This window comes from Flavobacterium sp. GSP27 (assembly GCF_003970395.1).
Lineage (GTDB): Bacteria > Bacteroidota > Bacteroidia > Flavobacteriales > Flavobacteriaceae > Flavobacterium.
Genome location: NZ_RYDP01000020.1, coordinates 1 through 19,804 on the forward strand (window position 1 = coordinate 1; position 19,804 = coordinate 19,804).

18 protein-coding genes are annotated in these 19,804 nt (G+C 37.0%); 8 read left to right on the forward strand and 10 right to left on the reverse strand.

The features are described 5' to 3' along the window. Window positions 1-64: 64 nt before the first annotated feature. Window positions 65-661, reverse strand: a complete 597-nt coding sequence (locus EKM05_RS13625) for a hypothetical protein (RefSeq protein ID WP_126556150.1) — start codon at window positions 659-661, stop codon at window positions 65-67. 672 nt (window positions 662-1,333) lie between these two features. Between EKM05_RS13625 and ltrA the strand changes: the two genes are divergently transcribed. Continuing rightward, window positions 1,334-2,650: a group II intron reverse transcriptase/maturase gene (ltrA, locus tag EKM05_RS13630; protein ID WP_126556152.1), complete on the forward strand. Its 1,317-nt coding sequence runs from the start codon at window positions 1,334-1,336 to the stop codon at window positions 2,648-2,650. Window positions 2,651-2,701: 51 nt separating this feature from the next. On the opposite strand, the gene EKM05_RS13635 is transcribed toward ltrA, so the two are convergent. Then, a complete protein-coding gene (locus tag EKM05_RS13635; protein ID WP_158615154.1) occupies window positions 2,702-3,595 on the reverse strand; it encodes a toxin-antitoxin system YwqK family antitoxin in 894 nt (297 codons plus the stop codon). Window positions 3,596-3,738: 143 nt separating this feature from the next. Further along, the gene (locus tag EKM05_RS13640) at window positions 3,739-4,782 is read right to left on the reverse strand and encodes a site-specific integrase (RefSeq protein ID WP_126516659.1); all 1,044 of its coding nucleotides are present in this window, start codon (window positions 4,780-4,782) and stop codon (window positions 3,739-3,741) included. A gap of 616 nt (window positions 4,783-5,398) precedes the next feature. On the opposite strand from EKM05_RS13640, the gene EKM05_RS13645 reads away from it, so the two are divergent. Further along, window positions 5,399-5,839, forward strand: a complete 441-nt coding sequence (locus tag EKM05_RS13645) for a hypothetical protein (RefSeq protein WP_126463235.1) — start codon at window positions 5,399-5,401, stop codon at window positions 5,837-5,839. 199 nt (window positions 5,840-6,038) lie between these two features. Here the strand turns inward: EKM05_RS13645 and EKM05_RS13650 are convergent, their stop codons facing one another. From EKM05_RS13650 to EKM05_RS13675, 6 genes are all read right to left on the reverse strand, one after another. Beyond that, a complete protein-coding gene (locus EKM05_RS13650; protein ID WP_126556158.1) occupies window positions 6,039-7,313 on the reverse strand; it encodes a peptidylprolyl isomerase in 1,275 nt (424 codons plus the stop codon). Between the two features lie 33 nt (window positions 7,314-7,346). Beyond that, window positions 7,347-8,471 carry a peptidylprolyl isomerase gene (locus tag EKM05_RS13655; protein WP_126463239.1) on the reverse strand — a complete coding sequence of 375 codons (1,125 nt, stop codon included), beginning with the start codon at window positions 8,469-8,471 and terminating at the stop codon, window positions 7,347-7,349. Window positions 8,472-8,485: 14 nt separating this feature from the next. Further along, on the reverse strand, window positions 8,486-9,145 hold the full coding sequence (gldI, locus tag EKM05_RS13660; RefSeq protein ID WP_126556161.1) for a gliding motility-associated peptidyl-prolyl isomerase GldI: 660 nt from the start codon (window positions 9,143-9,145) through the stop codon (window positions 8,486-8,488). Between the two features lie 3 nt (window positions 9,146-9,148). After that, window positions 9,149-10,153, reverse strand: coding sequence for a bifunctional oligoribonuclease/PAP phosphatase NrnA (locus EKM05_RS13665; protein WP_126556164.1), 1,005 nt, complete (start codon window positions 10,151-10,153; stop codon window positions 9,149-9,151). Between the two features lie 69 nt (window positions 10,154-10,222). Beyond that, window positions 10,223-11,479 carry a voltage-gated chloride channel family protein gene (locus tag EKM05_RS13670; RefSeq protein WP_126556167.1) on the reverse strand — a complete coding sequence of 419 codons (1,257 nt, stop codon included), beginning with the start codon at window positions 11,477-11,479 and terminating at the stop codon, window positions 10,223-10,225. 33 nt (window positions 11,480-11,512) lie between these two features. Continuing rightward, the gene (locus tag EKM05_RS13675; protein WP_126463247.1) at window positions 11,513-11,923 is read right to left on the reverse strand and encodes a RidA family protein; all 411 of its coding nucleotides are present in this window, start codon (window positions 11,921-11,923) and stop codon (window positions 11,513-11,515) included. A 283-nt stretch (window positions 11,924-12,206) separates the two neighbouring features. On the opposite strand from EKM05_RS13675, the gene EKM05_RS13680 reads away from it, so the two are divergent. Further along, a complete protein-coding gene (locus EKM05_RS13680) occupies window positions 12,207-12,875 on the forward strand; it encodes a hypothetical protein (RefSeq protein WP_126556170.1) in 669 nt (222 codons plus the stop codon). Between the two features lie 132 nt (window positions 12,876-13,007). Here the strand turns inward: EKM05_RS13680 and EKM05_RS13685 are convergent, their stop codons facing one another. Next, a complete protein-coding gene (locus EKM05_RS13685) occupies window positions 13,008-13,535 on the reverse strand; it encodes a hypothetical protein (RefSeq protein ID WP_126556172.1) in 528 nt (175 codons plus the stop codon). A gap of 198 nt (window positions 13,536-13,733) precedes the next feature. On the opposite strand from EKM05_RS13685, the gene guaA reads away from it, so the two are divergent. From guaA to EKM05_RS13710, 5 genes are all read left to right on the forward strand, one after another. Further along, window positions 13,734-15,263 (forward strand): glutamine-hydrolyzing GMP synthase, encoded by a 1,530-nt coding sequence (gene guaA, locus EKM05_RS13690; protein ID WP_126556175.1) that lies wholly within the window; start codon window positions 13,734-13,736, stop codon window positions 15,261-15,263. 130 nt (window positions 15,264-15,393) lie between these two features. Then, the gene (locus EKM05_RS13695) at window positions 15,394-17,346 is read left to right on the forward strand and encodes a LysM peptidoglycan-binding domain-containing protein (protein WP_126556202.1); all 1,953 of its coding nucleotides are present in this window, start codon (window positions 15,394-15,396) and stop codon (window positions 17,344-17,346) included. Then, window positions 17,346-17,747 carry an OsmC family protein gene (locus EKM05_RS13700; protein WP_126556178.1) on the forward strand — a complete coding sequence of 134 codons (402 nt, stop codon included), beginning with the start codon at window positions 17,346-17,348 and terminating at the stop codon, window positions 17,745-17,747. Before EKM05_RS13695 ends, EKM05_RS13700 begins: the two co-directional genes overlap by 1 nt. 83 nt (window positions 17,748-17,830) lie before the next feature. Continuing rightward, window positions 17,831-18,064 (forward strand): DUF3820 family protein, encoded by a 234-nt coding sequence (locus tag EKM05_RS13705; protein ID WP_066082415.1) that lies wholly within the window; start codon window positions 17,831-17,833, stop codon window positions 18,062-18,064. Window positions 18,065-18,136: 72 nt separating this feature from the next. Continuing rightward, on the forward strand, window positions 18,137-19,750 hold the full coding sequence (locus EKM05_RS13710) for a CTP synthase (protein ID WP_126556181.1): 1,614 nt from the start codon (window positions 18,137-18,139) through the stop codon (window positions 19,748-19,750). Window positions 19,751-19,804: the final 54 nt, after the last annotated feature.

The window sequence follows — 19,804 nt, forward strand, 5'->3', positions numbered from 1 at the left end:
AAGGAGCAAAAAACTATAGTTTTCTACTCCTTTTTATTAACAATTAATTTTTAAAAAGACTTTTTCAGTGCCCTCTTCCATTAAGTGCAATTTTTTTCCCTTCTTTGGTTTTCAAAATTGTTGGATAAAAACCCATTCTCTTTTCTTCTGCTTTTTCGGCTTCATTTCTTATTTTTAAATAAATTCCGTATTCGCTTTCTGAAATATTTTTTACTTCATCTATGAAAAAAATATTCTTGAATGTTGAATAATGATATCCTAATGGCGGTTGATTAGAAAATTTTATAGTCGCAAATTCAAATTTTTGTCCGTCATTTAATTCTATTTTGCAAGGTGCGATTCTGCTTAAATTCCAATCATTTGTTAAGCCAATTTTTTCGATTTCGGATTTTAAATTATCTGTGCAATTTAGATTTTTCTCATTCCACATTTTTAGAAGTTCGATTTGACCTTCTATAATTCTTTCATACATGTTTCCATTAATGTAAAATTGAGTACTACATTTTTCGCATTTATAGATTTTTATTCCGCCAATTTCTTCAGATAATTTGATTAAAGAAATTATTTTGTTTTCCAAGTAATCAGTTCCAAAACTTATAATGTCTTTTTGGTAACAATTAGGACAACCGTTTTTCTTTTTTCTTCTGAATAAATTGAACAATATTTCTTTCTATTTTATGGTTTGTATTTTTTCGGTCGCAAAATTACCGCCAACGTCCCGCTAGTAGGCGATGGTAGGGGTTAATAATCCTAATACTTCGGTTAATCGCTATATTCCCAAATACAAAACAATCTTCAAATTCAGCCTAAAACCCCAATCTAGCCAAACGGCTGTGTGTGCCTTGCATGCACTTCCAATTCCTCAAAAGTAGGAATTTTATCTATAGGGTGCAAGTCCCTTATCGGCAAGTTGTTGATTTATATTGAGCCGATTAGCACGTGGTAAGCTGGTTTGGGGCGACCCATGCAGTGAAGGAAGCCAAACGGCAAAAGTCTGTACCGAGGAACACAAAGCGCATAAGAGGCTAGCTAAATTGGGTAAGCATGCACAGCAATGCAAAGCCTTTAGACAACAGGTTTAGTTAGTAGATGCGTCGGGGATAGACAGAAAGAGGAAGTGCTTACCGAGGGAGGTCTTCACAACCACGAGTGGTTGGGTGGAGAAGTCAGCAGAAGTCATAGTACTTGGGGCAACGAGTTACCAACAGAAACGGTATAGGCCTCACAAACAAGGAAGGACCCAACGCAAGTGGTTCTCAATTTTCATCGGAATGACGCAAGTTATAGCCCTGAAAAAGCGGAACAGGAAAAAATTTAATGTAAAACAGCAAGTATGATTGGACAAGTAACACATCCTTACAATCTCCAAAAGGCACTACGTCAAGTAGTAGTCAACAAAGGCAGTGCGGGCGTTGATGGACTAAAAACCATTCAACTAGCGGATTATTTCCGTGAACACAAGTCTGCATTGTTGGAGGATATTAAGAATGACCGTTACTTGCCGCAACCCATTCTTGGTGTGGAAATTCCAAAAGGAGGCGGAAAGTTCCGTCTCTTAGGAATTCCAACAGTAGTTGACAGACTGCTTCAACAAGCCGTATCGCAAGCGATGATGCCGAGATTTGAAAAGGATTTTAGCGTTAATAGCTTCGGATTCCGACCCAACAAAAACGCCCGCCAAGCGGTAGGCAAAGCTTTGGGAAATATTCACGAAGGCTACAATTATATTGTAGATATTGACCTAAAGACCTTCTTTGATGAAGTCGACCATTGCTTGCTGATGAACCTAATTTACCAAAAGGTAAAATGTCCAACAACTTTGCGATTAATCCGCAAATGGTTGCGAGTGCCAATACTGATCAAAGGAAAACTAGTCAAACGACGAAAAGGAGTCCCGCAAGGAAGTCCGATAAGTCCGCTTTTGTCAAACATTTTGCTCCATGAATTGGACAAAGAACTGACGAGAAAAGGCTTGAAGTTTGTTCGCTATGCCGATGATTTTAGTATCTACACCAAATCGAAAACCCAAGCCAAAACGGTTGGAAACGCTATTTTTCTGTTTTTGAAAGACAAGCTGAAACTGACCATTAATCTGGAAAAGAGCGGAATTAGAAAGCCGATTCAGTTCACGATATTGGGATTTTCGTTTGCATCGACTTATCAAAAAGGGGTAAAAGGCAGGTATCAACTAACGGTAGGGGACAAAGCTTGGGCAAAACTCAAACAGAGTCTAAAAGAAGTGACGCGCAAAACCGCACCAAAGAGTTTCGAGGAACGCATCCGAAAAATCAACGAAATCCAACGGGGATGGCTAAACTATTTTCGAGGGACAAGTATTCAAGGAAAGTTACGAGATATTGATGGTTGGTTGCGCAACCGTCTGCGCTACTGCATTTGGACGGACTGGAAAAAGCCCGAACGCAAAAGGAAAAACCTGATGCGACTAGGAATTGACAAAGACCACGCCTATGCTTGGAGCAGAACCAGAAAAGGAGGATGGCGTATTGCTCAGAGTCCGATTCTAACCACTACAATTACCCTACTGCGACTTAAGAAGAAAGGCTATCAATCGATGTTGGAGATTTACATGGAACTCAACCCATCACTTTGCGAACCGCCGTATACGAGACCCGTACGTACGGTGGTGTGAGAGGCGCACTCCGTCAGTTTCTGGCGGAGCCGTCTACTCGATTAGCACTCGTTATTTCTTCTTGTTCTTGTTACAGTATAAATATATCATGTCTTCGGTTCCGATTGTCTTGTCGCCAAGTGAAACTGCTTTATTAAAGTCTTCACAAGCACTTTTAGTTTGTTCTGATGTAGGTTTTATGTTTCCTTTTGAAGTAAGTGTATTAATTTTTGCATTTCCCCTATTACCATATGCTTTCATATATTCAGGATTTAATTCAATTGCTTTATCATAGTCCTTTATTGCTCCTTCAAAGTCAAAGCTGTTTCCTTTACAAGCTCCTCGATTAAAATAAGCTTGTGCGACTGTTGGATTTAATTCTATTGCTTTGTCATAAAGTTTAATAGCTTCTTCATTTTTAAATTGTCTGCTTAAATCAATTGCTTCTTTTGTAAGCTTTATAAATTCATCAGAATAACTTGCTTTTCCATTAACAAAATAATACTTAACTAACAATTTTCCGTCTTTGGAATATTCCATGTAGTCGCCTTGTTGAACTCCATTTATAAAAGTTGATTCAACATGTTTTTCTCCTGTTTCATAGTAAATTGTCCAAATTCCAGTTTCTTTATTATCCACAAATTCTCCAACTTGTTTTAGAGTTCCATTTTCGTAAAACTCTTTTGCAATACCATGTGGATGGGATGTCTTATAGAATTTCTCTGTTCTTTTTTGTCCGTTTTCAAAAAACTGAATTCTCAGTCCTTCGAGTTGACCTTTTACGAAGTTTCCTGTTCCTTTTGTTTTTCCGTTTTCAAACGTCTCAACAAATTCCCCAGTATATGTTGAAGTCGCTCCTTTTTTAGTCCAAAGGCCATCAACTTTTTCAAGGTCGCTGATATTTGTCTGTCCAAAAGTCCAAAAAGTAAGGAATAGAGCAAAAAATGTAAATGATATTTTTTTCAATTGTCTTGTTGTTATTGCGGTGTTTTTTATAATGAGTGCTAACTTGTCTATACTCGCTATAAAGTAGCGACTATACACCCTGTTTTGGGTAGATTGTCGCTATTGAGCAGCGCATTGCGATTCAAATATAATAAATTAATTTCTTACAAATCATCAAATGGGCTTTTTATTTGTTGCAAACTTTTCGTACTTACGTGAGTATAAATTTCGGTGGTTTTGCTGCTGCTGTGTCCCAATAATTCTTGTATATATCTTAAATCGGTGCCACTTTCTAATAAGTGCGTTGCGTAGCTGTGTCTGAGCCAATGTAAGGTGGCTGGTTTTGTGATCCCAGCTTTTTGAAGCGCTTGTTTCAACACCTGTTGCAAACTTCTATCATCGTAGGGTTGTCCTTTGATTTGTCCTTCAAATAAATAAGATATAGGTCTATAAACTTTATAATACTCACGAAGCATTTCTAATATTTTTAGGCTTAATGGCACAATCCTGTCTTTTTGACCTTTGGCGTTTTTTAGCAAAACTATGTTTCGGTTAGCATCGATATGAACGGGTCGAAGTGCTAATAATTCACCACAGCGTAACCCACAACTATAAATCAGACTCAACATCATTTTGTGCTTAATGTTGCTGTGTGCATTCAAAATCAATTTTATCTCTTCTTTGCTCAATACATTTGGCAAAACCTTAGCCCGTTTTGGTCGGTGAATTTTGTCAATTTCGATTTTGGTGTTTTGTATAGTTTTAAAATATAGCTTAAGGGCGTTTGTAATTTGGTTTTGATACGAAGCCGAAAGATTGTTTTTCAAAATGTATTCATTATTGTACACAATTACATCTTCATTGGTAATTTCAGCAATAGGTTTTTGGTTATAAAAAACCAAAAAGGATTTCAAAGCTTCACTATAGGTAACAACCGTACTTTGGCTATACCGCTTGGAACGCATCCATTGCTTGAGTTTCTCGATTTGAGCAATGCCTTCAGGTGACGGAAAGGAGTAGGTAAGTGCTGGGATTTTAAACCGAATTCTATTTTCTTCCGTATCTGGAATGTGCCAAGCGACTAAAGATTGGCTCCATCTGGAACCGGCTACTGTTTTTATTCGAGTAATTAATTCTTGATTTTTTTCGAAATAGACCGCGATTCTTTTCTCTTTTTTATGTGTAATAATTTTAGCATTCCAGCTCATACTATTTCTTTTGGTGGTACTAAAGTAGCCATTTATTGTCATCTTTCCAAAATAGTGAACTGGCTTCGATGCTAGTTAAAACAATGTGCTTCAATGTGTTTTGCTTCTGGATTCTAAAAATAATATAGGATTATCATTTAGAATGGTATCCGTACAGACTTTAATACTGCCGTCAAATCTATTACATTTTTAGTCCAGCATTAATGATTAAGCAGCAAGAAAAGGATATAGATACAAGTATTAAAAAAAGTGCTGCCACAGCATAGGCTGATAAAAGATTTTTAAAGATGCCTGATGAATTAATCGGTGTAAATGGGTGAAATCTCAGGAAAGAAATCCAGCGCTGGATTAAAACAAAACCTTAAATTGTAGTTTTAACGATGGGGATTAAAAAAAATTGAGCACTTTACCGCCCCGAAAACCGATCCTATTCTGTAGTTTGGCAGCTGGTTTTTTTATACTCGGCTAGATTACTAAAAAGTCTTCAGTTTTTAATGATAAAAAGGGCAAACATTATAAAAACTTTGCGAACTTTGCGTTCCATAATCAGGATTGGAAAAGGAGCTGTTGCAATACACATTGATTTTTCTATTCACTAAAAAAAAACAGACTACGTATGAAAATAAATCCAAAACACGGCATCGATAAGCTTCTTTTCGGGATGAAACAAAATGATGTTACGGCGCTTTACGGGAAACCAGACCGCAATTATAAGGATGAGGATGATAATGTAATTTTTGCTTACAACAAACTCAAAATGCGCTTGACATTCTATAAGGAAGAAGAGCTGAAATTGGGGTACATTGTCGCATCAAGTCCGGAGTTGGAATTATTTGGATACAAATTGATCAACAGAAAAATTAGTGAGGTCAAAAAAGATTTGGTTACCAAAGGAATCACTAAATTTACTCAGGAAGAGTTTGATACGTTCGAAAATTACTTCAACGAGGAAAACTGGATCATTTTTCAAACAGAATTTGATGAGGTGGTAAAATTTGAAATTGGTGCAATTATCAATCAGAAAGATGAATTTGACTGGAAATTTACAAAGAAATAATAGTGTTGGTTTACGTCTGATAGCACACAGATGGCACGGTTGCGACAGAAGAAAAACGGATTTTAAGTATTTTTTAATCAGTGTAACCCAGTTTAAATCCGCATACTGAATAAGATTTATCTAAATGGATTAAATAATAAACCCGACAGTTTTCCTTTGATGAGAATTGTCGGGTTTTATAATTGTCAAATATTTTATTTTATTGTTTTGGAGTTGGCTGTTTTTCCAGCATTTCTAATTCGAACACAAGCATTGTATTAGGCGGAATAACGCCTCCGGCACCTCGCTCGCCATACGCCAGATTGGATGGAATAAAAATGACTGCTTTATCGCCAAAAGCCATATTGTCAAGTCCTTCAATAAATCCGGGTATCATGCCGTCTTTTTTTCCGTCTTCAAACGGGAAGGCTCGGTATCCGTTTTGGGCGGCACGATTGGCATCAAATTTCCCGTAGACTTGATTGACTTCTTCATAGCTACTGTCAAATAGGGTTCCGTCCTCAAAATAGCCTGCGTAATGAAAATAAAATGTTGCTCCGTTAGCAGGTTTTACTCCGGTTCCTTTCTCTGTTATCTTGTACGCTAATCCGGAAGGTGTGATGGTTGCTGTCGCTTTAGCAGCGGCTAAATAGGTTTTTTTAGCGGTTACTACAGCACCGTATTTTTCCATGTATACTCGTTTAGCTTCCGCTTCCAGCGCTTCTCTTTTTACTTTGTTTTCCGCTTCAAAAACAGCTTGTTTTGCTTTATTTTCAGCGTTTGCCAGGTCTTGTTTCTTCTGGTCTTCGGATTTATTGTTGAAATAATCAGCGAATACTTTTGGCGCATCAAATTTTTTGGCCAAAGCGCCTTTTCTCACAATAGTAATCTTTGTAATTAAATCGCTTTGCGCAATAGCGTTTACAATAGCCATTCCTTGGGTTACATGACCAAAAACGGAGTGCTTACCATCCAACCATGGCGTTGCTTTATGGGTGATAAAAAACTGACTTCCATTAGTTGCAGGTCCGGAATTAGCCATAGAAAGAATACCGGCTTTGCTGTGTTTCAAGTCCGTAAATTCATCTTTGAAACTATAACCTGGGCCACCGGAACCATTGCCGGAAGGATCTCCAGTCTGTATCATAAAATCTTGTATGACACGGTGAAATTTCAGAGCGTCAAAGAACGGTTTTCCTTTTAGTTTGTCATCAGTGACAAAAGTGTTTTTACCTTCTGCCAATGCAATGAAGTTCGCAACGGTAACCGGTGCTTTTTGGTAGGCTAGTTCCACTACAATGTCTCCTTTGTTGGTAGCAATTGTTGCAAAAATTCCCTCGATAACTACCGGAGCTTTTACCGCAGGTTTCACCGGTTTTTTTACAATTGCTTTTGCTGTTGTCACCGGTTTTTTGGCAGGAATAGATTTCTTGACCGTTTGGGAATGTACATTGACCATTCCCAGAAACAATAAAACCAGAATTTTAAATTTCATAGTGTACTAATTTAAAGGCTTATTTTCTTACTATTATTGAGGCATTTTTTCTAATAATTCAATTTCAAAAATGATGTTGGCATTAGGCGGAATCACACCTCCGGCTCCAGCTGCCCCATATCCCAATTGGGATGGAATAAAAATCACGGCTTTGTCTCCAAACGATAATTTTTCGATGCCTTCAATGAAACCAGGAATCATGCCATCTTTTTTACCAGCTTGGAAAGGGATGGGTTGGTAGCCGTTTTGAGCGGCTCTGTTTTCATCGTATTTTCCAAAAGTTTGGGCAATACTTTCGATACTAGCATCAAATAATTCAGCATTTTCAAGAAAACCGGCGTAATGAATGAAGATGCCAGTACCAATAGCAGGTTTTTTACCCCCGCTTTTTTTGGTGATCACGTATTGCAGTCCTGTTTTGGTTTTTGTTGCTTTGGCTTTTAATTCGGCAAAATAAGCTACTTTTTGTTTGCGGACTTCTTTGTATTTCTCGTTGTAAACTCGCTTGTTTTCAGTATCTACAGCTGCTTTTTCCTTTTGATTTTTATTTTCTACAGCAAAATAATCATTGAATATTTTTACGGCATTAAACTTTTTTGCCGCTTCTCCATTTCTGATAATGGTAACTGTATTGATGTAATCGTTTTGTTGAATTTTGTTCACGACCTCCATCCCTTTTTCGACTACATGACCAAAAATAGTGTGTTTGCCATCTAGCCAAGGTGTAGCAAGATGCGTGATAAAAAACTGACTGCTGTTGGTGGCCGGGCCGTTATTGGCCATAGCCAGAACGCCTCCTTTATCAAATTGCAAATCAGTAAATTCATCTTTGAACTTGTAGCCGGTATCACCAGAACCCGTTCCTAGCGGATCTCCGGTTTGTATCATGAAGTCATTGATGACACGATGGAATTTTAAACCATCAAAAAAAGGTCTTTTTTTAAGATTTTCATTGGTCACATAATCATTTTTCCCTTCTGCTAATGCCACATAATTTGCTACTGTAATAGGGGCCTTTTCAAAATTTAATTGTACGATGATGTCCCCTTTATTGGTTTCAATTTTAGCGTATAAACCGTCTGGAAGATCGCTGTGTTCTTCTTTACAGGAGTAAAATGAGGCAATTGCCAGGAATGCGAGTACGATCTTTTTTTTCATTTCTAACTTTATTTTTATTGGTTTATAGTGTCTTTAGGTGTACTGGTGGACGGTACTTGTTGTTTGCTGGGAGCTGGGAGTACAACTGTTTTTACTGGTGTTTCGTTCTCTTTTTTATAAGTTGCTTCCGATTTAAAGTCACGCAGCGTAACCGTGCAGATTAAGGGCTGGTTGGTGCCAATTTTTTTGTCATCACCATGGTAACCGTACCCCATATTTGATGGAAAAAGAAAGGTAACTTTCTCGTTTTTACGCATTAGTTTGATGCCGTCTCGCAATCCCATCATAATGTTTTGTTTGTCAACATAATAGATTTGAGGTCTTAGCTCTACTTCAGAATAAATGATGGCTCCCTTTAAATCTTTTATCTCGTAATCAAAAAAGGCTACATCTCCTTTTTTTGGCGTAAGCGTATCCGTTTCATTCCGGGTTTGATAGGTGTACCAATATCCTTTTTTTGAGGCAAGGTATTTTATCTTTGGGTCGCTTTTGATTAAAGCCTCAATTTTATCTTCTTCGGTGGCCACCAGTTTTTTGTTGCGTTGAATTGATTTTTTCATGAAACTTCCCGAAGCTTGCGAAAGGGGTCTGCGCGCCTCCTGATGCTGCTTGCAGCTTGACATAACCAGAATCAAAAAAAAGACCAGTGCAATAGGCGTACTGAATTTTAACATGGATTATACTTTTAGCGTTGTTACTAAATCTTCGAATTTTTTGATAGTTTCTGTCATTGATGTTTCTGATTTCCCTCCGGCTGCATTGCGATGTCCGCCACCATTAAAATGGTCTCTTGCAAATTGATTCACATCAAAATCGCCTTGGGAACGGAATGAAATTTTGATGATTTTTTCTTCTCTATTTTCTATAAAGATAGCTGTAAAAATGATTCCCTTGATGCTTAATCCGTAGTTTACAATACCTTCTGTATCGCCTTTTACATAATCAAACGAATTTAATTCGTCCTGGCTAAGAGTCGTGTAGGCTGTTTTATGTTCCGGAAGTACTTTCATGTTTTGGAGCGCTCTTCCTAGTATTTGCAAACGTCCAAAGGAGCTGTTGTCAAATAATAAGCTTGGGATTTCTGTGTTCTCAACGCCTAAATCGATTAATTCAGCCACAATCTTATGGGTTGTTCCAGTTGTTTTTGGAAAACGAAAGGAACCGGAATCGGTTAGGATTCCAGTATAAATGCAGGTTCCGATAGTCTTGTCGATATCTTGCTTTTTTCCAAGGAATAAAATGAAGTTGTACACCATTTCACAAGTTGATCCAAAGGCCGTATCAGAGTAGGTGATCGCGGCATAATCATCCGGTTTTTGATGGTGGTCAATCATGATGAAGGGTGCCTTTAGCTGGGATAAAACCTGCTCCATATCGCCGGTGCGGTGCAAGGCATTAAAATCTAAGGTAAAAATCAGATCGGCCTCTTCAAGGATTTTTGTGCAATTTTGTTTGTCTTTTTCAAATATTTTAATCGTTTCAGAGCCCGGCATCCAAGCCAGAAAATCTGGAAATTCATTGGGAGAAACAACAACGGGCTGGTGTTTGTTTTTTAATAAAAAATGATATAAAGCCAGGGTAGAACCCATGGCGTCGCCATCAGGGCCTCGGTGTGGGATTATGGCAATCTTTTTAGGAGTTGCTAATAACAACTGTATCGCTTGAATGTCTTGTATTTTCATAGATTGCGAAATTACATTTTTTTACTGTAATGTTGAAATGAATTATACAATTAACAAACTTTTAGAGGGTTATAAAAAGTCGGTGTTTCTTCTTTTTAATTTTTGGTACAAATGGTATTTTGCTCCTTTTACAATTTGGGCGTTGTAAATCCCCACGGAACCGGATGTAAAGTAGGCCAACACACAAGCAATCCCAATAAAAATACCACTTTCAATCCCAAAGAGTTCCATTCCCATGACCGTGCAAGCAATAGGTGTATGGGTGGCTCCGGAAAAAACAGCCACAAACCCCATGCCTGCCAAAAGGGCAATTGGCAATGGCACAACCAGCGATAAGGCACTTCCTAAAGTAGCGCCAACAAAAAATAGCGGGGTTACCTCGCCCCCTTTAAATCCTGCTCCCAGCGTAAATCCCGTAAAGAGTATTTTTAGTAGGAAATCATAAGAAGCATTTGGATTCGAAAATGCCTCAATAATCATAGGAACTCCAAGGCCAATGTATTTTGTAGTTCCAATAAAATAAACGGCTAATGCAATGAAACATCCTCCCACAAAAGGGCGAAGAGGCGGAAACGATATGGTTTTAGAAAATAACCGACCCCAAAAGTGTGTGCTTCTGGAGAAAAGCATGGCGACCAAGCCAAACAAAATACTTACGAGAACTACCCAGAATAAGGTAATGAAAGTAATTGAAGGGACAAAAGGAATAGCATAATGCGTGTGTTGTACCTGCCAAAGTTCCACGGTGAAATAAGCGATATAGGCAACAAAAAACGATAATAGGATGCTTTTTAAATTGATTTTACTAAAAAAAACAACTTCCAAAGCAAATAAGGCTCCGGCTAAAGGGGTGCCAAAAATGGAAGCAAATCCTGCGCTGATTCCCAGAATGAGGATTGTTTTTCTTTCGGAAACGTCAAGCTGAAATAGTTTTGTGAACTGATCAGCAATGGCACCGCCCATTTGTACTGCTGTTCCTTCACGACCGGCTGAACCGCCAAAAAGATGGGTGATCAAGGTGCCAAAAAGTACCAAAGGCGCCATTTTGAATGGAATAATTTGCTGCGGATTTTCGTATTCTTTTAACAATAAATTATTCCCCTTGACGACTGATTTCCCCCAATAGTAATATCCCAGTCCTATTGCCAAGCCGCCTATTGGCAAAAGCCAGATGATCCAGTTGTTGTTGTCTCGGGTTTGGGTTACCCATTCTAATGCTACCAGAAAAAAAGCAGATGCCGATCCGGAAAAAACACCTATTAAAATGCAAATGAAAATCCATTTGAAAAGGAGTGTCGTAATTTTATTCGTTTTTTCTAAACTCATTAGTAGAACAGCCAAAGTGTTTGTGCAAAAGTATTATAATCCGTCTTGAATTAATGATTTTTCAGGGGCTATTGCTGTAAATTCTATTTCAACTAGATATTCAGGACCGACTAATTTGCTGATTTCATAAAAACCAGTGACAGGTTTTATATCTTTAAAAAATTGAGCATGAGCCTTAGCAACGTATTCAAAAGTAGTAATGTCAGTAGTGAAAATTCGGGTTCTGATAACATCTTTCATACTTGCATCCAAGTCTTCAAGAACTTTTTCGACACGTTCTAAAATATTGAGCGTTTGTGCATAGGCGTCATTAGCTTTCACTTTTTTGCCGTCAACCAGTGCGACAGTTCCGGAAACCTCAATAGAGTTGCCAATGCGTACGGCGCGGCAATATCCCATTTTGTCTTCCCATGGCGAGCCTGTCAGTATGTTTTCTCTTTTCATTGTAGTAGTGTTTAAAGGTTGTTTAGTGTTATGGAAGGCGATGCTTTGGTATGGCATACTATTTGCAAGTTATAAAAAAAAGCGAAATAAAATCACCCGTTTTGTAATTAAAATATTCCTTTTATGTACCGGTTTTTTATGGTGTTTGGGTATCCAAAATATAATAAAATCGGAAATTATAAGTTATAAATGAAAGTTAAATTAGTGCTTCATTTTTGATTAAGTACAATAGGTTTTTTATTTTTAAATTTTTACAGGTACAAAAAACCTAATTTTGAAAGTTATGAAAAGGATTTTATTTTTAATGATTACCATCAGCATGTCTCTAAGCGGATATGCCCAAAACGAATTTAGCTCAAAATTTAAAGCCATTCCCCCTAAAAATATAGCACCAAAAATTAAAAAACCAATTCCGCCGAAAGCGAATGTTCCACCTGTTAAGACACCTAATGTGTTTAAAAATCCGGAGTTATTAAATCCAAAACCAAATGCTTCAGCTCCTGTAGCGCCGGCAAATAATTTTTCGATGATTCCTAAAAATGAGTTTATTAATCCGGGAGATGTGTATAGAGACAAATGGAATAAAAAAGAAGAAAAAACAGAAGGTTTGGTGTATCGAAAAAACCAAGATTTAGGCAATTTTACCACGGGATCTGTCACAGCAAAAGTAATGTATCGCGATGCGGCCTACGTTGATGGAGATCAGATCAGGGTGTATCTGAACGATAAAGTGATCCAGTACCAAGTGAATCTTGAAAGTAATTTTCAAGGATTTGAAATCGTCTTAGAAAAAGGATTTAACAAGATTGAATTTGAAGCGTTGAACCAGGGATCTTCAGGACCCAATACTGCTGAATTCAAAGTATATAATGATAAAGGAGGTTTGATATCAGGAAGTCAATGGAATCTGGGAACAGGTTTTAAAGCAACCATTATTTTGGTCAAAGAATAGTTGACATAAATCCTGTATTGTAAAAACAAAAAGACCTTTGAAATGAGATTCCAAAGGTCTTTTTTTGTCTTATTTGAAATTTCAGGGTACAATCACTTTGGATTTCGTCAGCCACTAGTTTGATAGCTTTTTCTAAAAAGGATCTGCAGTAACTTGAAATTTCATGTCCGCTTTTATGGAAATATCTTGAGTAATCGCCTCTTTGGTTATCGCTTTTGTTCGTAGTTTAAAACTGGAAGCTTTAACGTATTTGTCTAATTTTTCTGTGGTACAGGTTAAACTCAACGTGTTTGATGTTGCGTTTATATCGTCTAAAAAAGCCAGTTCAATCTCGTCGCTGTCATTTGTTGAAATATAAATATGTATCGATTTTAAAAATGAAAATGATTTGTTAGCGGGATTTGTTACCGTCAACTTCATCTCTTTCAATTTTACATCTTTGACTAATTCGGCATTTGTATTGTTATTTTCAAATGCGGTACTAGAATTAGACGGAACATCTGGAGTAACTAATTCTAAAGAGGTGTTCACTGGAAATCCAGATGGAATGGTAACGGTCGTTTGATTGTCTATCGAAAAGGTCAATAAATCATCAATTACATTACATGAAATGATAATAAAGCCAAAAAATGCAACGACTATAAAATTTCTTGCTTTCATTTTTTCTGTTTTAAGTAGATTATTAGGGCTGCAAATGTACTCTTTTATCTTCTAAACTTAATTTCAGGATAATTCCAAAATGGACTAAAAGGCTAATTCTCTTTTAAAAGATAGGAGAAATTATTTTGGTGATCCAAAATAAAATAAATATTTTAAAATTCGATTTTTCAATTCAAAATATAAAAAGTATTTTTGCACATGCAACACAACGTACTTATTTTAGATTTCGGATCGCAATACACACAACTTATTGCTCGTAGAGTTCGCGAATTAAATATATTCTGCGAAATCTTCCCATACAATCATTTTCCGAGTGATTTATCTTCTTACAAAGCCGTAATCCTTGGTGGTAGCCCTTTTTCTGTTCGAGGAGAAGATGCGCCACATCCTGATTTATCTCAAATTAGAGGGAAATTACCTTTATTAGCCGTTTGTTACGGAGCCCAATATTTATCTCATTTTAGTGGAGGTGAAGTGGCAGCTTCAAATACAAGAGAATATGGTAGAGCTAATTTATCTTTTATAAAAGAGAATGAAGTGTTCTTCGAGGGTGTTTCTGAAAACAGCCAAGTTTGGATGAGCCATAGCGATAGTATCAAAGCATTGCCTACTAATGGAGTAAAACTTGCCAGTACCCACGATGTGGAATTTGCAGCTTACAAAATAGAGGGTGAAACCACGTACGCCATTCAGTACCATCCGGAAGTTTTTCACTCAACCGACGGATCTAAAATGTTGGAGAACTTTTTGGTGAAAATTGCGGAAGTACCTCAGAATTTTACGCCAAATGCTTTTGTTGAAGAAATGGTGGCTGAATTAAAAGAAAAACTACAAGACGATAAAGTGGTTCTCGGACTTTCTGGAGGAGTAGATTCTACCGTGGCAGCAGTTTTATTACATCAAGCGATTGGTAAAAACCTGTATTGTATTTTTGTAAATAATGGTTTGCTTCGTAAAAATGAGTTCCAGAACGTACTGGATCAGTACAAAGGAATGGGTTTGAACGTAAAAGGAGTCGATGCCGGTGATCGTTTTTTATCTGAATTAGCAGGTGTCAGCGACCCGGAGACCAAACGTAAAATTATAGGACGTGTCTTTATCGAAGTTTTTGATGATGAATCGCACCTTATACAAGATGTAAAATGGTTGGCACAAGGTACTATTTACCCGGATGTTATTGAATCCGTTTCTGTAAAAGGACCATCGGCAACCATAAAATCACACCATAATGTTGGCGGTTTACCGGATTACATGAAACTGAAAATCGTAGAGCCATTGCGCATGCTTTTTAAAGATGAGGTACGCAGAGTAGGGGCTTCTTTAGGAATAGACTCTGAATTATTAGGCAGACATCCTTTTCCAGGACCAGGACTGTCCATCCGAATTTTAGGAGACATTACCCCGGAAAAAGTACAGATTTTACAGGACGTTGATGCTGTTTTTATTGACGGATTAAAATCTTGGGGACTGTACGATAAAGTATGGCAAGCCGGAGCCATTTTACTTCCCGTTAATAGTGTAGGAGTAATGGGAGATGAGCGTACCTATGAGAAAGTAATTGCATTACGTGCTGTAGAATCTACAGATGGTATGACGGCAGATTGGGTACATCTTCCCTATGATTTCCTGATGAAAGTCTCGAATGACATAATCAACAAAGTAAAAGGGGTTAATAGAGTGGTGTATGATATCAGTTCAAAACCGCCGGCAACTATTGAATGGGAATAATACTTTACTATTTAGTCCTTTCTAAGAACAGCTTTTTTTAATGTTCCCATATAAACGGTATCAAATTTTTTAGAATAAAATTTGGTACCGTTCTTGTATTACTAATTTGAATAATTTATAAATGAAAACGATGAAATATTTTTTTGTAATTTGTATGGTGCTGTTGTTGTTCAATCATGATAGTGTTTTTGCACAAGAAAAAAATACAACGCACAAAGTGGCGAAAGGGGAAACAATTAACGAAATTGCTCAAAAATACAAGGTCACTCCATTTGATATATATCAACTAAATCCGGATGCTCAAAGTGGATTGAAACCAAACAGTATTTTGCTGATTCCTAAAAAAGGGGGCAGCCAAAAACCGTTGACTGCGACTACACCAGATGCGAAGGCTATAATTCACGAAGTGACACCAAAAGAAACGCTCTATGGTATCGAAAAAAAATATGAGGTAACGGATGAAGCTTTAAAAGAAGCGAACCCTTTTCTTGAAAACGAGGGTCTTCAAATAGGGCAGACGCTTATTATTCCATCTAAAAATGGGTTAAAAAAAACAGTATCAAATCAGGATAAAGTAGTGTATCACGATGTGCTTCCAAAAGAGACTAAATACTCAATCGCAAAATACTATGGAATTACCATTGCAGAATTAGAGCAGAAAAATCCTGAAATAGTTTCCGGTTTACCCATTGGATATAAATTGCGTATCAAAGGGAATCCCGAAACTTTGGGGCCAAAAGCAGATAAAACGGAAGCAGCGTTTGCGTCCAAAGAAGAAATGGGAGAAAATAATGTACAACCAGCCAAAGTACTCTTTAGTTACCGTTCCTATGTTATAAAACCGAAAGAAACACTGTATAGTTTGTCCCGAATGTTTAATTTGAGTCAGGAGGAATTAATTGCTTTAAACCCCGCTTTATCTCAGGGCGTGACAGAAGGTATGATTTTGAAAGTTCCGTCAGCGACTCCTGTTTTGCAAGAAATTAAAAAAGAATATACCGTATTGTCAAATAATAGCGCGAACAGGAAAAAACTAGTGCTTCTTTTGCCCTTTAATATTGCAAAAATGGAGGTGGATACTGCAAATTCAATCATCACCCGCTTGAAAAACGACAAGTTTTTGAATATGACTTTAGATTTTTATGCAGGTGCATTAATGGCTATAGATTCTGCCAAACAATTGGGTCTTTCTCTTGATGTGAGTATCTATGATTCCCAGGAAACTAAGGATTATTCTAATATAGCAGCATTAATTAAGCGAAATAATTTGGAAGATTCAGATGCTATAATTGGACCATTTTATCAAAGTAACGTCGAGATAACGGCTGAATTACTTCATAAACACCAGGTTCCGGTAATCTCCCCTTTATCAAAAGATGTTGGTAACTCCCTTAGTAATTTATATCAAACCATTCCAACGACCACTGAGGTTAAAAATGCGATGTTCAATTATATGCGAGCCAGAGGAGGCGTTATTATAGCAGTAGTCGATAGGAAAAAAGAATCTGTAATTCAGTTTATAAAAGAAAATCATAAAGACGTTAAATTTGCAACTCTTAATCCAAATGGCAGTGTGTCTCCAGAAAATCTACAGCGTTTATTTGTAAAAGGCAAAATGAATTACGTGGTGATGGAAACCGAAAACACGAGTATGATCAAGGCAACTATGGCCACTATGTTGAGTGCTATGTCTGCGTATCAAGTGCAGTTAGTAATTCTGGAACCAAATGAAACGTTAGATACGGACGAAATTAATTTTGTGAATTTGACAAAATTGAAATTAATGTATCCGTCAGTTGCTCGTGAAAATGAAACACCTGAAGCATTAATTTTTGAGAAAGAGTTTAAAAACAGGAATAAAATTACTCCAAGTGCTTATGCAATTCGTGGTTTTGATGTTACTTTTGACACGATGATGCGTTTGTCACAAGATAAGAAATATCAGGAAACAGTAGCCTTTACGGCAACGGAACAAATAGATAATAAGTTTGAATTCTATAAAAAAGAAGATGGTGGATATACCAATAAAGGAATTTATATTTTATATTATGATACCGATTTAACCATAAAAGAAGCAAAATAATGACATCAATAGTAACGTATTTAGGGGATTTAAGAACATCTTCTATTCATTTGCAATCCGGGACTGAAATCTTTTCGGATGCTCCTTTAGATAATAATGGGAAAGGAGAAGCTTTTTCTCCAACGGATGCGGTTGCCAATGCTCTGGCAACTTGTATGATGACCATCATGGGAATAAAAGCACGAGATCTCGAAGTGGATTTAAAAGGATCTACCGCTGAGGTGGTTAAAATAATGAAAACGGAACCCAGACGTATTGATGTGATAGCGATTAATTTTGAGATGTACGGAACTGCTGATGTAAAGAATATAACAATACTGGAAAGCGCAGCAATGACCTGTCCTGTTTTCCTGAGTCTGCATCCCGAAATCGAGAAACGAATTATTTTTAACTGGAATTAAATAGTCTTTGGAAGCAAGAGACAGGAAACAAAAATGATTATTTCTTCTTGTTTTCCTGTCTCTTACTTCTTTTTTATTATAAAATGGATCAAAACCAAAAACAACTCATCAAGCTAGCCCATACTAAAATGCCTTTTGGTAAATACGAAGGCTGGTTTCTTATCGATATCCCGGAATACTATATTGTTTGGTATAGCAATAAAGGGTTTCCTAAAGGGGAACTAGGGGAACAACTGAAATTAATTTATGAATTGAAACTCAATGGTCTGGAAGAGTTAATTCGAAATATAAAAAAACGGTACCCAAAACCGATTTAATTTTCAATTTGACAATTTATAATTGTACTTTTGCCACGTTTTTTACACAACTACAATACAAATAACAACAGAATGAATCAAACGAAATATATTTTTGTTACTGGCGGTGTGACTTCTTCTTTAGGGAAAGGAATCATTGCAGCATCTTTGGCAAAATTGTTACAAGCTAGAGGATACCGTACAACCATCCAAAAGTTTGACCCATACATTAATGTAGATCCAGGGACATTAAATCCTTATGAACATGGAGAATGTTATGTGACTGATGATGGTGCCGAAACGGATTTGGATTTAGGGCATTACGAGCGTTTTTTGAATGTTCCTACTTCTCAGGCGAATAATGTGACTACAGGAAGAATTTATCTTTCGGTTATTGAAAAGGAAAGAAGAGGTGAGTTTTTAGGAAAAACAGTACAAGTAGTTCCTCATATCACCAATGAAATCAAGGAAAGAATGCAGTTGCTTGGAAATTCCGGCGATTATGATATTGTCATCACTGAAATTGGGGGTACAGTAGGAGACATTGAATCCTTACCTTACATAGAATCTGTTCGTCAATTAGTTTGGGAATTAGGAGAGCATAATGGGATTGTAATTCACCTTACTCTGGTTCCTTATTTAGCTGCCGCGGGAGAGTTGAAAACAAAACCAACCCAGCATTCCGTAAAAACCTTGATGGAAAGCGGAATAAAAGCAGATATTTTAGTGTGCAGAACGGAACACGAAATTTCTGAAGAATTACGCAATAAACTGGCTTTGTTTTGTAATGTAAAAAGAGAAGCTGTTATTCAGTCTATTGATGCTTCCACGATTTATGAAGTGCCGAATCTAATGCTGGAAGAAGGACTTGATGTTGTGGCGTTAAAAAAATTAGATTTACCTAAAAAAGCGGCTCCGGATTTAAAAAACTGGAATACTTTTTTACGCCGATTAAAAAATCCAAAGCATACCGTGAATATAGGTTTGATAGGAAAATATGTAGAAATGCAGGATTGCTACAAATCTATTTTGGAAGCATTTATCCATGCCGGTGCAGCTAATGAAACAAAAGTAAATGTGATTTCGATTCATTCAGAACACATTGATGCAAATAATATACAGGAAAAATTCTCAGGTTTAGACGGAATTCTGGTTGCTCCAGGTTTTGGAGAAAGAGGAATTGAAGGAAAAATTGCAGCAGTGCAATATGCCCGTGAGAATAAAGTGCCGTTTTTCGGAATTTGTTTGGGGATGCAAATGGCCATCATAGAATATTCAAGAAATATGTTGGGTTATAAAGATGCTAATTCAACTGAAATGAATGAACACACCGCTTATCCGGTAGTAAACCTCATGGAAGAGCAAAAAACTATCACGGATAAGGGCGGAACAATGCGTCTTGGTGCATGGAAATGCGACATCAAAAAAGATACATTAGCCTATAAAATTTACGGAAAAGAAACCATTTCAGAACGCCACCGTCACCGCTATGAGTACAACAGTAAATACGTTGCTCCATTAGAAAATGCCGGATTGATGGCTTCAGGCGTAAACCCTGATACGGGATTGGTAGAAATTATAGAAATAGAAGATCATCCGTTTTTTATTGGCGTGCAATACCATCCGGAATACAAGAGTACGGTTGCAAATCCGCATCCTATTTTTGTGAATTTTGTGGCAGCAGCCGTTCAGGCAAAGAAAAAATAACTGAAAACGATTGGGTTTCAGTAAACCTAAAATTTATAACTTTTTTTAATTATA